At 31.4% G+C, this 14,791-nt stretch carries 12 protein-coding genes, 4 tRNA genes and 1 pseudogene; 6 read left to right on the top strand and 11 right to left on the bottom strand.

Going from position 1 to position 14,791, the window contains the following annotated elements:
* Positions 1-23: 23 nt before the first annotated feature.
* The 7 genes from GKR88_12460 to GKR88_12490 all read right to left on the bottom strand — a co-directional run bounded on the left by GKR88_12460 (position 24) and on the right by GKR88_12490 (position 1,994).
* A tRNA-Thr gene (locus GKR88_12460) sits at positions 24-96 on the bottom strand.
* Positions 97-111: 15 nt separating this feature from the next.
* Positions 112-184 (bottom strand) — tRNA-Gly (locus tag GKR88_12465).
* A 24-nt stretch (positions 185-208) separates the two neighbouring features.
* Positions 209-291, bottom strand: a tRNA-Tyr gene (locus GKR88_12470).
* Between the two features lie 41 nt (positions 292-332).
* A tRNA-Thr gene (locus GKR88_12475) sits at positions 333-406 on the bottom strand.
* A gap of 95 nt (positions 407-501) precedes the next feature.
* Positions 502-810, bottom strand: coding sequence for a ribosome-associated translation inhibitor RaiA (gene raiA, locus GKR88_12480; GenBank protein ID QMU65020.1), 309 nt, complete (start codon positions 808-810; stop codon positions 502-504).
* Complete coding sequence (locus tag GKR88_12485; protein QMU65021.1) at positions 807-1,697, bottom strand: tyrosine-type recombinase/integrase; 891 nt, start codon at positions 1,695-1,697, stop codon at positions 807-809. The genes raiA and GKR88_12485 overlap by 4 nt, the downstream gene beginning before the upstream one ends.
* A gap of 99 nt (positions 1,698-1,796) precedes the next feature.
* A complete protein-coding gene (locus GKR88_12490; GenBank protein ID QMU65022.1) occupies positions 1,797-1,994 on the bottom strand; it encodes a 30S ribosomal protein S21 in 198 nt (65 codons plus the stop codon).
* Positions 1,995-2,588: 594 nt separating this feature from the next.
* Between GKR88_12490 and GKR88_12495 the strand changes: the two genes are divergently transcribed.
* The 4 genes from GKR88_12495 (at position 2,589) to GKR88_12510 (ending at position 4,477) form a co-directional block, all read left to right on the top strand.
* On the top strand, positions 2,589-2,735 hold the full coding sequence (locus GKR88_12495; GenBank protein QMU65023.1) for a hypothetical protein: 147 nt from the start codon (positions 2,589-2,591) through the stop codon (positions 2,733-2,735).
* 27 nt (positions 2,736-2,762) lie between these two features.
* Positions 2,763-3,134, top strand: a complete 372-nt coding sequence (locus GKR88_12500; GenBank protein ID QMU65024.1) for a transposase — start codon at positions 2,763-2,765, stop codon at positions 3,132-3,134.
* Entirely contained in the window at positions 3,134-3,991 is an 858-nt protein-coding gene (locus GKR88_12505; GenBank protein QMU65025.1) for an IS3 family transposase, read from the top strand. Before GKR88_12500 ends, GKR88_12505 begins: the two co-directional genes overlap by 1 nt.
* Before the next feature lie 147 nt (positions 3,992-4,138).
* The gene (locus GKR88_12510) at positions 4,139-4,477 is read left to right on the top strand and encodes an FtsX-like permease family protein (protein QMU65026.1); all 339 of its coding nucleotides are present in this window, start codon (positions 4,139-4,141) and stop codon (positions 4,475-4,477) included.
* A gap of 260 nt (positions 4,478-4,737) precedes the next feature.
* Here the strand turns inward: GKR88_12510 and GKR88_12515 are convergent, their stop codons facing one another.
* Genes GKR88_12515 through GKR88_12530 form a run of 4 tightly spaced genes read right to left on the bottom strand, consistent with a single transcriptional unit; the run spans position 4,738 to position 12,623 of the window.
* Entirely contained in the window at positions 4,738-6,609 is a 1,872-nt protein-coding gene (locus GKR88_12515; GenBank protein ID QMU65027.1) for a hypothetical protein, read from the bottom strand.
* 4 nt (positions 6,610-6,613) lie between these two features.
* On the bottom strand, positions 6,614-10,261 hold the full coding sequence (locus GKR88_12520; GenBank protein ID QMU65028.1) for a hypothetical protein: 3,648 nt from the start codon (positions 10,259-10,261) through the stop codon (positions 6,614-6,616).
* Positions 10,258-11,730 carry a hypothetical protein gene (locus GKR88_12525; protein ID QMU65029.1) on the bottom strand — a complete coding sequence of 491 codons (1,473 nt, stop codon included), beginning with the start codon at positions 11,728-11,730 and terminating at the stop codon, positions 10,258-10,260. The genes GKR88_12520 and GKR88_12525 overlap by 4 nt, the downstream gene beginning before the upstream one ends.
* The gene (locus GKR88_12530; GenBank protein QMU65030.1) at positions 11,727-12,623 is read right to left on the bottom strand and encodes a hypothetical protein; all 897 of its coding nucleotides are present in this window, start codon (positions 12,621-12,623) and stop codon (positions 11,727-11,729) included. The genes GKR88_12525 and GKR88_12530 overlap by 4 nt, the downstream gene beginning before the upstream one ends.
* Positions 12,624-12,856: 233 nt before the next feature.
* Between GKR88_12530 and GKR88_12535 the strand changes: the two genes are divergently transcribed.
* Positions 12,857-13,528 carry an ATP-binding cassette domain-containing protein gene (locus tag GKR88_12535; protein QMU65031.1) on the top strand — a complete coding sequence of 224 codons (672 nt, stop codon included), beginning with the start codon at positions 12,857-12,859 and terminating at the stop codon, positions 13,526-13,528.
* A gap of 242 nt (positions 13,529-13,770) precedes the next feature.
* Positions 13,771-14,340: pseudogene (locus GKR88_12540) on the top strand (ISAs1 family transposase).
* Positions 14,341-14,791: the final 451 nt, after the last annotated feature.

A 14,791-nucleotide genomic window follows, 5' to 3' on the forward strand; every position in this document is an offset into this window, starting at 1 on the left:
AGTGTCTATCTTATATTTTTTTGAGCCAATGACGGGATTTGAACCCGTGACCTCATCCCTACCAAGGATGCGCTCTACCAACTGAGCTACACCGGCTTGGAAAAAAATTTGAGCGAGAGACCGGGTTCGAACCGGCGACATTCAGCTTGGAAGGCTGACGCTCTACCAACTGAGCTACTCTCGCATTCTTTGTTTATATTCAATTTTGTGGGGAGAGCAGGATTCGAACCTGCGAAGTCGTAAGACAACGGAGTTACAGTCCGTCCCATTTGGCCGCTCTGGAATCTCCCCTCCGAAAATTCACTATTTTGATGAACTTTTTTACTGTTTTGAGCCGATGGAGGGACTCGAACCCACGACCTGCTGATTACAAATCAGCTGCTCTAGCCAGCTGAGCTACACCGGCTGTTTTTACAAAAAACAGCCCGCTATTTCTAACGGACTGCAAATGTATAAAGTTTTTTTTATTTCTAAAACTTTTTGTTCTTTTTTTTAAGAGGATCATATTGCTATTGCACCTCTTGTTTTTTCTTTGGATTTTTTCAATTGTCTTTTCAGAGATTCTACGCCTAAACTAACTCCTTCTTCAAAAGATTTTGTTTGTTTTTTTACCATCAGTTCACTTCCGGGTATATTAATTTTAATCTCTATAATCTTATTTTCTTTATCACTTGTATTTTCTACTTTCAGAAAAACTTCCACATCTATAATTTTATCGTGGAACCTAACGAGCGTTCCTACTTTCTTTTCGATAAATGTTAGTAAATCCGATGATGCATTAAAGTTAATTGATTGGGTATATACTTTCATAAGTAGTTTTTTTTATTGCTCCTAGGGTGAGCCTGATTATACACTTTTTTAATTTTATCCAAGCTATTATAGATGTAGACTTGGGTGGAGGCCAAACTTGAATGCCCTAGTAATTCTTTAACCGAGTTTAAATCTGCTCCTTCATTTAGTAAATGTGTGGCAAAAGAATGCCGCAGAATATGAGGGCTCTTTTTTACCTTAGAAGAAACTTTACTAAAGTACTCATTTATTATTCTATAAACAAGTGTTTCGTATATTTTATTTCCTTTTTCAGTAATAAACAGATGTGTTTCATTTGTATTTATTTCCTCTCTTGCTTTGATATACCTGTTTAATGTTTCATATACAGGGGTTATTAAAGGGATATATCTTTCTTTATTTCTTTTCCCTATTATCTTAATGGTTCTATCGTCAAAATAAACAGCATTTGTTTTTATTGTTATGAGCTCTGTTCTGCGGATTCCCATAGAATACAATAATTCTATTATGAGCTTGTTGCGGAGATCAATAAAAGTATCTCCTTCAAAAAAGTCAAGAACATCGTTGATCTCTTTTGTTGAAAACGGAACCTGAACTTTCTTTTTTGTTTTTAAAGCTTTGTGATGTAACATTGGGTTGATTTTTATTTGTTTCGTTTTCTGTAGAAAATGATAGTACGATCTTAATGCACTCATTTTTCTATTAATGCTATTGTTGGAAATATGGTTAATTGCCAAATGAACGATCCAGCTACGAATCTGATGATATTGTATATCTTTTAAATCCTGCTGATCAAATTCAATTTCACAAAAGTCTTTAAAAGTCAGAAGGTCACTGTGATAAGCCAAAATCGTATTTCGAGCATATTTTTTTTCAAGAGCTAAATAGTTTAAGAAAGGTTGAATCATTTATTTAAAGTCCTTTTATTCAAAGGTAAACATATAATATCAAAATGAAAAATCCCATATCAAAACGATACAGGATGTAATATAGTTGCAAAAGAAGTTTTAACCGACTTCTTCCTGAGTTTTTAATCTCTGAACATAAGAGGCTTTAATTTTTTGAGCTCTTTTGGCAACAGATGGTTTTGTGTAATGTTTTCTGTCACGTAGATTTTTCATTGTCTTTGTACGATCAAATTTTCTTTTAAAACGCTTTAGAGCTCTATCAATATTTTCTCCTTCTTTAACCGGAATAATTAACATGTGTTGGCACCTCCTTTCAATATCTTCTCTTCAAAAATTAGACTGGGTGCAAATATAGTATGATTATTTTAATAATGATTGCAGATGGTAAAATTATTTTTTAAAAATATCGATTGTTATTATTCCTACAATTTTTAATGCTACTTTCGTCATTTTAATCATTAAAAAAAAGGCAGTATATTACAATTGTACTGCCCTTGAATTTTATTGTTTAGTGAAATGAGTATAGCTAATTTTCGGATGTATAGTTTGTAAAATCATTTCACTATCTCCTAACCCAAAAATACAAAAATGCTATTGATAATGAAGGAGTAACACCTTTAGAAAATAAAAAAGAAACATTTTGAATTATTAAAGCACACTCTGAGAGAAAAAAAAATTATATGAATGCATCACGATATTGTAACTATGATCATAAAACTTGTAGATATTTATAAGGTAAGAGACAGAGTTATTTTACAACCTCTTTTCAACTTCAAAACCCAATATTCGACTTCAATAATCTAATTCCTAAAATAGAACAAATAACATTTTATCATTGCAAAGAACTTATAAAACATTTTGTGATGAACAGAATCTTAGCTTTTTTTAGTGTTGCTGAATATAATTTTAGTATCTGCTCAAAGCAATATAACTGATGTTGAAATCCGATTCCAGTCATTTCAGGAGGCACTTAAATATGCTAATGAACATGCTATAAATATCAACAATGCTGTTATTAGTGAGCATGACCCGTCCTGAAATATGTATACAAAAAACAACAAGTATATGTATAAAAATGATGGATATGTAAGACGTTATAGTGAGAGTTTTAAACTCAAAGTATTAGCAGAACTTACCAAAGGAAACCATTCCAAAAGACAAATTGCCTTAACTTACGGCATACAATCTAGTACGATAAACGTATGGATTAAAAAATATGACCGTAAAGATTTAATGAACACCCGTGTAACCGTGCAAACAGACGACGAATTATCCCGTATTAAAGCCCTTCAAAAAGAGCTAAAACAACTCAAAGATCTTCTTATTAAAAAGGATCTAGATAAACTTGTGAATGATAGTTATCTTGAAGTAGCTGCTGAAAATCTTGGCTATAAAAATGTTGAAGAATTAAAAAAAAACTTAAACATAAAGCCTTAATGAAAATAGCACCGATTAATAGAAAAAAAAGAAGGTACGCCATCGCTACTATTTGTAATGCTTTCGAGTTAAAAAGAGATGCTTATTACAAATATCAAAAAAGGTTTGTTCTTAAAAAACAAATAGAACAAAATGTAATAATGCTTGTTAAAAAAAGCAGGAAAACATTACCCAGAGAAGGTACTAGAAAGCTAATGAAATCCTTACATAATGATTTTAGGAAACAGAATATAAATATAGGTAGAGACCAGTTATTTAGAATCTTAAAAGAAAATAATTTGTTAATTAGAAGGAAAAAATATTCTTCTAAAACAACCAACTCTTACCATCGTTTTTATAAATATAAAAATATCATAAAAGACCTGATCATTAATAGACCTAACCAAGTTTGGGCTTCGGATATTACCTATATAAGAACTATAAATGGATTTTGTTATTTAGCACTTATTACTGATATGTATTCAAGAAAAATAGTAGGCTATGATATTAGTGATAGTTTAGAACTTAAAGGCTGTGTTAGAGCTTTAAATAAAGCTATTTATCAAACTAAAAATACCGAAGAAATCATACATCATTCTGATAGAGGAATACAATATTGTAGCAATGTTTATACTCAAATTTTGAAAAGAAAAAAGATACAAATCAGTATGACCCAAGAAAATCATTGCTACGAAAACGCAATGGCCGAAAGAGTTAACGGAATTTTAAAAGATGAATTCTTCCTCGACCAAACATTTACAAATATCAATCACGCCAAAAAAGCAACAAAAAATGCAATCAAATTATATAATAATAAAAGATTACATTTATCTTTAGATTATAAAACACCTAATTACGTGCACAAAAATGTAGCATAAATTTTAATAATTAACTGTAGCCCTATTTTAGGACGAGACAGCAAATTGCAAATACCAAACAAAAGGATGCACAATCGTATCTATACCCCACGGTAAGTGCTTTATCAGGATATAACAACAATTTAACCTTGCAGCCTACATTAATTCCTGCACAGGTCTCTAACCCTGACGCTTTCGCTTACTATATTAATTGTGGCAGGATTTGGTATTTACAATATTATGAATATGACGGTAAATGAAAAAATAAAAGAAATAGCCATATTAAAAGCTATGGGGTTTAATGGAAGCGATGTTATTGAAATATTTTTAACACAATCAGTAGCTATTGGTCTTATTGGTGGTTTTTTGGGATTGTTTTTAGGAAATGGTATTGTGCAAATACTAGATATTGTACCTTTTAAAATTGCCACACATTCAACATTACCTGTAGTGTACAATATAAAAGATTATATACTAGCTTTTGGTATAATTATCGGTCTAGTATAAGAATAGTAGCGGATTTTGCGCACTAACTTTTCGGTTAAACACAGACCTTTTTTATATTTACTTACTTTCAATTTAGTGATTAAACCGCTATTATTTTTATACATTGTTGTAAGCTGGCTTTCTACGTCCTGCTTGGTTTTCCGAAGTTTTAATGCTCGTTCGGAAGTGTGCGTTGGCACAAGACATACTCTTTTGCAATTTTTGGCTTTAGCGTTGGCTGGTGCGAATTGTAAATGTGTATGGCTTTTAGCGTTGGCTTATTATCTGTCTGCAAAATATCCATATTCTTTATTAATTACTAATCCTCTGTCAAGGTATAAATTCGATAGCTCACAAGTTGTTTCAGGTGTTAAGGCACAAGAATGACAAGCTGCAAGATTTAATTGACCAACTCCTTGACCATCAGATTCTATACAAATTGGGTCGGATGAACAATCAGTTGCCCTGAAAATGGCACTATTAATTATATTATTGAGGTTATCTAAATTGTTACATAAATTTGATAATCCACCCAAATAGCCGTCAGTTCCATCAAAAGCAGAGATTAAAAAACCGTGCATTGTCTCGTTTACATACAATCTTTCAGACAAAGAAGATACAGGATAGCCACACACATACTCCAATTCACGCATCAACAAATGCGAAAGCGTATGAATTAAAACTTTTCTTGGTGTTAAAGTTTTGGCTATAATTTGATGCGATTTCCAATCGGCATTATTAGCATTAGTCTTTAGTTTTTCCGTGCGTTCAATTACGACTTGTTGGCTTTCCCATTGTTCCAATTTTTGTTTATCCAAAATGAATAAAATTCCTTCTCCGTAACTTTCTGATGCAGGTAAGGTTTTTGTGTCAAAATTGTTTTTTGATACTGATTGTCTTTTAACTGTGTACTCATATGCATTATCGCCATCTTTGAGCAATATAGAGTCAATATCAATAGGTTCGTTTCGTGTAAAGGATGTTTGAACGGTTGTCTTTTTTAATTTGTCAATTTTTATAAGCTTATTAAACCCATTAATTTGCTCACTACTATTAATTACTCGGAATTTTATCTGTTTATTCTCGGGTTGCTCTTTTTCCAAGAAATAAACGTACTCAGTTTGTCGATAAATATTGTCTGGAATGTATTTAATGTCTCCTGTATCTAAATATTGTTGAATCAACTCTTTTTCAATTTTCTTTTGGATGCTTATTAATTGAATTATTTGCTCTGTTGAGAATTCTCCACTTTCTAACATATTGTCAATATCAATTCTTACTTCTGGTGATAGTGGATTTTGAAACTCAGGAATGAATAAACTGCTTAAACTATTGGAATAATATACACTATTACTCGTTTTCAGTTTTACGTTTGTAATTTCTGAACACTCTTCTTCGTAAAACTTTCCATTAATTTGACCTAACCAATATTTCTTACCATTGCAGATTTGCTCGTAGTTAAAAATACCTTTTAGATTTGCTTTTTTATTGCAATTTTTACACTCAATCCATATACCTGATAGTTCGGTGTTTTCTCGACTGATTTTGTATATTAAATTTTGATTTTCGCAACAAGGTTTAGAAAAATCTAATTGCGGACCTGTTGGTTTTTCATTTGCTTCTTCTTTTTCTTGTTCGTTGGTTCGGTCGCTTGGTAAACGGTTATTCCAAAATTTCCAAGGTAAATCGTGAATATAACCATTCTTACAAGTCATAACAAAACGAATTTGCTCCAAATGATTTTCCTTGCAGTCTTTATTACTGCATTTTGGTGGATTGAAAAAATCAAGTTTCTTGCTTGCACTTCTCCAACGGTTTTTCCATTCGTTGTATGGTGCAAACCGTTTGCAATAAGAGCAATAAAACCATTTTGAGAAATAATTTGCTTTCGGTCTTACTTGATGCAAAAAAGAATCTCTGTCAGTAGGTATTGAAACCAAATGCTTCAAATTTGGGAAACGATTTTTTAAGCGTTGTAATAATCTATCGTCTTTTATGATGTAGTGAGCTAATTTTTCGTTTAAATCTGCATATCCCCAATTATCAAAGGTTTCTATCATTATAGAATTGTCAGTTGTTTCAATCAATGAACCAACGCCACCATAATTTGAAATATGCTTGCTTCTTCCGTGTTTTATTTTGTCGTTTGGCATATATTTAATATTGTCTAATGAGTATCTCAGCACTTGGTTCTACACTTCGCATTGATTGCATTGCCGTTAAAGTATCGTCCTCATTTTTCTTCTCTTGGATAGGTACGATTAATGAATCTTTAGGATGGTCTCTCCAAAAATATTTAAGGTCTTTTTGTGCATCAATTTTATATTTCCAATCTCTTAAAATATTATCAATCTTTTCAGTTATAAGCTGTAAATCATTTTGAGCAAAGTGATGGTTTTGAAAAAGTTCAAGTAAGTTATTTCGTAATTCATTTTTTACTTTGTCATCAATTAAAGCAGTTGCCGCATTATTAGAAGTAAATGGTGTAGTATGCCTGAAATAAGCAAGAATTAGTGTAAACAGCATTTTATCCAAAGCATTTTCGGCAAATGGTGTTACGCTCAATGGTTCTACTTGTTTATAAAATGTTTTGTGGAATTGCACAAAATCTTCAAAATAAGATAAATCACGGCTATTGAATGGGTCGAAAAGTGTAATAACCAAACCTTTGTTTTTTCTTGCTACACGGCTACTTGCCTGAATATATTCAGCTGTGTTTGGTGGCATTCCGTTCATTATCATTAGACCTAGCCTACTAACATCAAGCCCAACACTTATCATATTTGTTGCCAAAACTAAGTCGTAAGCCTTATGTTCTTTGATATTTCCATTAAATTCAATTTCTAACTTATCTAAATTCTTCTTGATTTTTTCATTTGGAATTCGGCCTGTTAATTCAATGTTTCTATAAGACAGTTTTCTATAGTTATTTTTTTCACTAAGTGAATTGTTGTTCAAGTACCGAACTTGTAATTGTTTGATAATTGGTTTTAACTCCGAATTAATCTTATTAGAAAACCGTCCAAGTTCTTTTAAACTTTTGAAATAAGAAAGTATTGTCCAAAAATTATCTACTTCTTTTTTATCTGACGATTTTTTCCAAACTTCCAATCTAGCAAAAAGCAATGAAGCCAATAATTGTAAATTGGTAACAACGGTTGTTTTTCCTGTTGGTAAAATGCCTATATACTTTCTTTTACTTCCTTCTATCACTTTTGAAAAAAAGGTGTCGTCTGAATTAGTAGCATACTGTGGAAATATTCGTGCTTCTCTGCCGTACAAACCTTGAATTTGTTTGTCGACATTTTTAACTGTTGCTGTTGAAGCAATTATTTTAGGGTTATCACAAAGTTGCAACAAGGCATTTTCAAATAAACCAACCAAACTTCCCAAGGTTCCGTTTAATAGGTGCAATTCATCTTGAACTATCAATTCTGGTTTACGATTTGAGCCATTATTGAAGAATGTAGTAGATTCTCCTTTCCAAGCTAATGATGCAAATTTATCAACGGTCGCAAAAAGAATGGTTGGGGGTTTTGAATAAATATCTTCATCTACTAAAACTATAGGCAAACCACCTTTTTGTTCTGAAAAATAACAGTCTTCATTTAAGCAATGGCTATGTAGCTGAGTTTTACCAACTCGATGTCCAATACGAAAGGTGTCATCATTTTCATTAATTTTAGAAATGATTTTAGAGTTACACCACTGACAGTTAGTCAACTGTAATGGATTTACATCATAATTAGGGTTGTATGTGTGATTGTTGAATTTTTTCAAAAGTTTATTTAGCTTGGTTTCGGCATCATCTCCTTTATATCCTTTTCTTAATTTATTAGGCAAGGTTTGATTTCCTACCCAAAACCCAATTGAGACAGGTTTATCGCCTAAATCTGTATGATTGGTTCTAATAAATTCACAAGCCAAAATTAATTTTGAGGCTCTCTCAAATTGTTGTGCAGAAAGCAAACGCAAGGTATAGCGAATAATTATGTTTACACCATCATAACTTTTAGGGTATTGTATTCTTCTCCAAAAAATCAAGAATGCTGAAACCGCTAAATATGCTTCCGTTTTTCCGCCACCTGTAGGGAAGTAGAGTAAATCAATCAACTCCTTTTCATTGCTGTTTTCTTCTACAAATGAAGCCAAACATTGTAAAATAAATGCTAATTGAAATGGTCGCCATTCAGGTATTCGGTCTGAGGGAAATGGTAATGTTCCATAATCTTGAAATTTATTTTGCAATGGTTCATTGCGTTCCCATACTTCAAAACCTTCTTTTTTCTTGCTAAAATGTTGCTGACTTTGAAAAAATTGCAAATAAATAGCAGTATTAGATAATTGAAATGCACGAAAAGCATTTTCATTTTCAGAAAGTAATTTAACTCCATTAATTATTCGGTCGTAAATCCGCTCACACTTTTTGATATTTTTTAAACCTAGTTCATTACTGTTGGCAGATGTTTGCTCATCTTCAATCCAATTTTTATATGCTTTTGCAACCTTCGTAAGGTTAGAAATAATGCTTTCTTTGTCTGAATTGTAAACTGACAGATTTTTTATATTTAGAATATCTCCTCTAATTTTGTCAGTTTCTGAACTTTGATTTTTTACGTCATATTCAGGTAAAAAAGTAGATTTTATCCATTGTGGTGTGATAGGTGATTGAGCGTTTTCCCAAGTGCAGGCTGTATTGTGTCCAATACCAAATGCTAATTTATCGCGATAGAGATAATCTAGCATTTTGTCTTCATCAGTTTTGTACAAGTGTGCTTTGTAATCTCTGAATGGTAACAATTTTTCACTTTCAATTCTAACTTCAGTTTGAAAACAGGATAATTGATTTACCTTTTCTTTTGAAAGTGAAAACTTGTCTTTAGGAATCAATGTTTTATTTTCTATAACAGCTTTAATGTAATACTTGTCCGAATAATTTGTGTAAAGTTTCAAATGTGTAACGAGGTTTTCTTTCATTTCCTTGTTCCAATTTTCTGTATTAACATTTGGCTGTTCAGATAGTATCAATTCAAGGTGCTGATTATCGGCTGAAAGAATGTTGTTGATGTTGATTTCGAGTTCAATAACATTTTCATTTCTCTTGTATTTGTCTTTAAAAAAAAGTTTTGAAATGGTTTTGTAAAGAGCGTGGTCATAAGATGTTGCTTTAGCCAACGATTTTAATCCGTCTTGAAATACTTGATATTCTGCTGTTATATTCCCATCTTTTGTTCGCTGTATCTTTTTAGTTTGTGAAAGTGTCTTGTTCGTTTCGTCATAACCTATAAAACTATTTAAGCCGTGTTCAGATAGTAAGTTTATGCCTTCGCCATCATAAGAAGTTTTAATTTCCTCAGGTTTAGCTTTAGAATAATTTCCAAAAGAAATAACAGTTTTAAATTTTTCACAAGATTTTTCAACGGCAAACGTAATTCCGAAATGGGAAGGGAAAAATATGTTTGAAGTATATTTGGGTTGAGTATCAGTTCCGTCTCCGTCTTCGGCACTTTCTTCGTTATTGTTTTCTTTATTTTTATTATCTCCTGTATTTACATTATCTGAATCATCATTATTTTCGTTATCGTTTGAATTGTTTTCATCTTTCATTTCCTGCTCGCCATTATCGCTTGCATTTGGTTGTAATTGTTTTGGAAATAAAATACCGGAATAGTATCGCTGTAAAGGTTTCCCTTCAATGATTTCATCACTAAAATCATCTTTGCATAGAAAAATGTCCGAACCTGGACCGACTATTTCTTTCTTAACACGTTCAATTACTATATTTCTGTTCTCTTTTACGCTCATATTTCAATTAGTTGTAATGCTATTTCTTCTAATGTTTCAATGTTTTTACTAATAACTTCTTTGCTGATGACTGTGTGTATTGGCATAAATTTATTAATAAAAGTGTCTAATGTATTCTCGTTGAAATTTCTTTTTCTCAATATTTCTCCAATTTTCTTTTTCTTCAAAAACAAACGCAATTCTTGTTTTAGTCCACGACCAAGTACAATCATTGTGCTGCTGTATGTGGTTTTTGATTTTAGAACTGGGTTTAAAATATCGTCAATTTTGCTATCAGGTAAATTATGATAATACAATTTTAAAATTGCTCTTAAATCGTTTTTATACATTGGAAACTTTCTAAATCCACTACCGTAAGATGCTAAAGTATTTGGCAACACTTTTAAACCGTTTTCTTTTAATTTTTGATAAAGTTGTTCGTCTCCAAACTTGTTGCGCAAATCACATATGATTTGTTTCCAAAAATTAGAGTGTTTTTCTACTATTCCAAAAATATCAGGCTCGGTTTCAACAGCAACTTGATAAAGGTTATCGGCTAATTGTTCTTTTGGATAAATTCTAATTTTGTCTCCTACTTTGATTTTATAGGACTTTATCAAATCTCCTTTATTTGTAAATACTGTATCATTGCTTTCTAACAGCAAATCGGTTTTAGTTGTTGTTATTTTGTAAATCAGTTTTTCTTCAATTTCATTCAGCAATAAATCACATTCTTCTTTATATCCATCATAAGCCTTGTTGTTCATTTCGTCCAATCTACAAACAATGCCGTTTATTGTGAAACTGATGTCAGTAACATTATTTCTAGTTTCTTTATATTCAATACCACAAATATTAAAACGGTCGGTTGATTTGATTTCAGTTTCAATCAGTTTTTTCCTTTGGTCAAGATATTTGTGATATAAGTTCTTTTCCTGTTTATAGACAATCAATCTAATTTCATTATCTAAATTGTAGAGATAATCAAAATCTTTTTGTCCGTTGAATGAATAAAAAACCAAAATCTTGTTTTGAATATCTATTCTTTTCAGATTTGAAAAAGGTATTGTTTCAACCCTTCTGTTTTTGATATTTTGACTTATGAAATCCAAATCGTTGTTGTCAACTACTACAATTGTTCTTTTATCGCTTTGATTCAAGAAGTCAAATAAAACTTGTTGTTTTGGCTGTTTTTCTTTAATTAGTTGAAGTAAGCTAATCAGTTCAGTTTTTGGATTATTGTCTTTGAGATAATCTATTGTATATCCTCCTGCATTATCTAATTCTTTTTCTAATTCTTTGTTGATGTTAAGCCTGTTTATGAGATTTTCAATAGTTTCAATTTGAATAGCATTTAAACCAATTCGTAATATGTTTCCGTAGGATTTTAAATCAAAACCAAACTCTGAATGGACATATTGTACTTTCACATCAAGATTTTTGATACGCTCTTCTATTTCGTTGTTTGGTATGTTTCGGAAATTAATCATAGGGCATCTACAATTTTAATCTCTTCCTTAAACCAATTCCAACAAGAAATAATCTCATTTTTTAAAGGCGAATAACTGTTCGACATAACTATCAAATTGAACCCAAATCTAGCTTTGTCCTGAAGTATTTGTTCAATTTTATCTGCTTCGGTATCAAAGACAATAACTGTCTTTATTTTTTCTTCTTTTAAAAGAATTTGTTGATAACAAACCTCATATTTTGGTGTAAAAAAGGCTAAACAATCTTGTAAAGCAGGAATTGATTTGATTGTAGAAGTATAACTTTCTTCTCTTGGATTTGGCAAATAGGCACAAGGAATTTTGTTTTTATCGGGCAAAGCATCCCAAAGAGGTTTTTTGGCTATGAAAACGGTTTTTTTTTCAAAATTGGTAGGTGTAAAATCTATTTCTATTCCACCATTGAGGTCATAAAAATACTTTGTGTAGCCTTTTAATTGCCTTGAACCTTTTTTTATTGGTATAAACTTTTTTACTAGACTGTCGTAATTCAAGTTTAATTCGGCTTTATTTCGACCTTTAGTGCTTTCAATTGTGTAATTACCATTAACGATATGTTTTATGACGTAATCATGCTTCTTTCCATCTTTGTATTGTCGTTTATCTCTTAATTTGATTCCTAGTTTTAGGAATGGCAAGTCATAGTGATTTAGAAAAATATCATTAGCAAATTCAATAAATAGTTGTTTCCCTATTTCAAGGATAGTTTCTTTTGAATTTTGAAAGTTAATATGGATAGGTTGGTTTTTTCGATAAAAGGCTAAAATGAATTTTATAGAAAGACAAGCAGTATTTGAATCAGGAATATTTAGAGTATTTATATGCTCATATTTGTTCCATAATGTTTGATAATATTCTTCGTTTAAAATTGTCATTTTTCAAAATACCTCTCTTACTTACAAATATATTGTTTTTTTTGTCGAGCGTTGGCAAAAAACAGCTCTTTTGGTTTTTTCTGCGTTGGCTTGTGTGTCGTCAAAAACCAAATGTGCTGTTTGTGCGGCTGGCTTTTCAGCTTACAACACATTAATAACACAGGATATCTTCCATCTAGAAAAGCATCTAAAGTAGACCCTGTAGCCATATTAAGAGGATAAAATATAAATCAATGAAAGCAATTTCTATAAAAAATATAAACAAATACTTTTACGACCCAGTAGAGTTTCAAGTATTAAAGGACATTTCTTTTGATGTACATAAAGGAGAATTCGTGTCGATTATTGGAAAATCTGGGTCGGGTAAATCTACCTTATTGTATTTATTATCTACCATGGATACACAATACAATGGTACTATTTCTATAAATGATACCCAAGTAACAGGCTTATCGCAAAACCAACTAGCAAAATTTCGTAATGAGCATATTGGTTTTGTTTTTCAGTTTCATTTTTTATTACCTGAGTTTACTACTTTAGATAATGTGATGTTACCTGCTTTAAAACTCAATAAAAGACCTAAAGCAGAGATTGAAGCAGAAGCCATTGAGTTATTACAATTACTTGGACTTAAAGGTAACGAACACAAAAAAGCCTCTAAAATATCGGGTGGTCAACAACAACGGGTAGCCATTGCAAGAGCATTGATTAATTCGCCATCTATTATTATGGGAGATGAACCTACAGGGAATTTGGATTCTAAAAATACAAAGATTGTTTTTGATGTGTTTCGAGAATTGGCAAAAGAGCGAGGACAAACCATTATAGCCGTTACCCACGATGGTGAATTTGCTGCCAATTGCGACCGTATTATTGAACTTTCGGATGGGAGGTTGATTTCTTGATGAAAGTATTTTTCGACCTCATCAACCAAAATTCGACTTCATGAATTACGATTTAAAAAGAACCAAGCCATAAGATAGTTTTGTGTGTTATATATAATAATTTAATAAAAATGAAAAATTTTAAAACACACTATTTATTAATTCTATGTACATTATTTTTAGTAACATCCTGTAGTAATGATGATGATGACGGAGATGTTTTCCTAGGAGAATCAAGTACAACTATTGAAGTACCCAATACTGCCATTGTTGACAAACAAGCGGACTATATTTTAGCTGTAAAACAAAATCAAGCACAATTATATCAAAATATTGAAGATGAATTTAGATTTGGTGAAAATATAGCAACCTCTATAAGTGAAGAACTAGACCATGGAAGGATAGAAACCCGAAAATGCAGTGTTATGACAAACTTTCAATGTATTCCACCGGATAATAAATGGGATAGTCTTACTGCTATTGTTAAAATAGAAAGCAAGCGTGAATTTAAAAACTCTGATAAACCAATAGAAACAGCTACACGCTATTATATATCTAACACAAAGGCTAAGCCTAAAGATTTTCAAAAAGCCATACGTTCACATTGGGGTATTGAAAATAAACTGCATTGGACCTTAGATGTTGCATTCGAAGAAGATGCTTCTAGAAAAAGAAAAGATAATGCTGCGCAAAACTTTTCTATTCTAAACAAAATTGCGCTTAATCTTTTTAAAAATGAAAAAGCATCTAAGGTTGGTGTCAAAAGTAGAAGATTAAAGGCTGGATGGGATAATCATTACCTCATTAAAGTGCTAAATCTTATGAAAGTTTAATGCGTTTGCCCTGGCACTGAGCTAATGGCTTACAACTGAGGCGATGATTGCCCGAACAAAGCAAACGGCGTGCTTGCCATTAATGCAATTCCTGTTAAACTTGCGGTTGATAAAAATGAACGACGTTTCATAGTAAGAGGTTTATTTATTAAAACCCGTTGTGCATTTTGAACTAAAAAGTAAATTTAAACGTCAGTTCGAGTGATTTTGAGCTACGAAAAATAGTATCGAGAACATATTTAGAGCAAAAATTCTATTCTCGATACAAATTTTTCTCATTTTCAATCGAAAAATTTACTCGAATTGACGAATTTTATCAAAATGCACAACGGGTTTATTAAAATTTAATTCAAACGATCCCTGGAAAAATTTCCGGAATATGTTAACATATATACAATTATTTTTATTACAAATGGCTGCAAAATCCAATAACATCGTTGTCAAATAAAAC

It is taken from the genome of Flavobacteriaceae bacterium (assembly GCA_014075215.1).
GTDB lineage: Bacteria > Bacteroidota > Bacteroidia > Flavobacteriales > Flavobacteriaceae > Polaribacter.

What these genes read in the sequence shown, in the direction of transcription:
- GKR88_12530 (QMU65030.1), bottom strand. Translation starts at nt 12,623, where the DNA reads ATGACAATTTTAAACGAAGAATATTATCAAACATTATGGAACAAATAT.
- GKR88_12500 (QMU65024.1), top strand. Translation starts at nt 2,763, where the DNA reads ATGTATAAAAATGATGGATATGTAAGACGTTATAGTGAGAGTTTTAAA.
- GKR88_12535 (QMU65031.1), top strand. Translation starts at nt 12,857, where the DNA reads ATGAAAGCAATTTCTATAAAAAATATAAACAAATACTTTTACGACCCA.
- GKR88_12520 (QMU65028.1), bottom strand. Translation starts at nt 10,261, where the DNA reads ATGAGCGTAAAAGAGAACAGAAATATAGTAATTGAACGTGTTAAGAAA.
- GKR88_12525 (QMU65029.1), bottom strand. Translation starts at nt 11,730, where the DNA reads ATGATTAATTTCCGAAACATACCAAACAACGAAATAGAAGAGCGTATC.
- GKR88_12505 (QMU65025.1), top strand. Translation starts at nt 3,134, where the DNA reads ATGAAAATAGCACCGATTAATAGAAAAAAAAGAAGGTACGCCATCGCT.
- raiA (QMU65020.1), bottom strand. Translation starts at nt 810, where the DNA reads ATGAAAGTATATACCCAATCAATTAACTTTAATGCATCATCGGATTTA.
- GKR88_12485 (QMU65021.1), bottom strand. Translation starts at nt 1,697, where the DNA reads ATGATTCAACCTTTCTTAAACTATTTAGCTCTTGAAAAAAAATATGCT.
- GKR88_12490 (QMU65022.1), bottom strand. Translation starts at nt 1,994, where the DNA reads ATGTTAATTATTCCGGTTAAAGAAGGAGAAAATATTGATAGAGCTCTA.
- GKR88_12515 (QMU65027.1), bottom strand. Translation starts at nt 6,609, where the DNA reads ATGCCAAACGACAAAATAAAACACGGAAGAAGCAAGCATATTTCAAAT.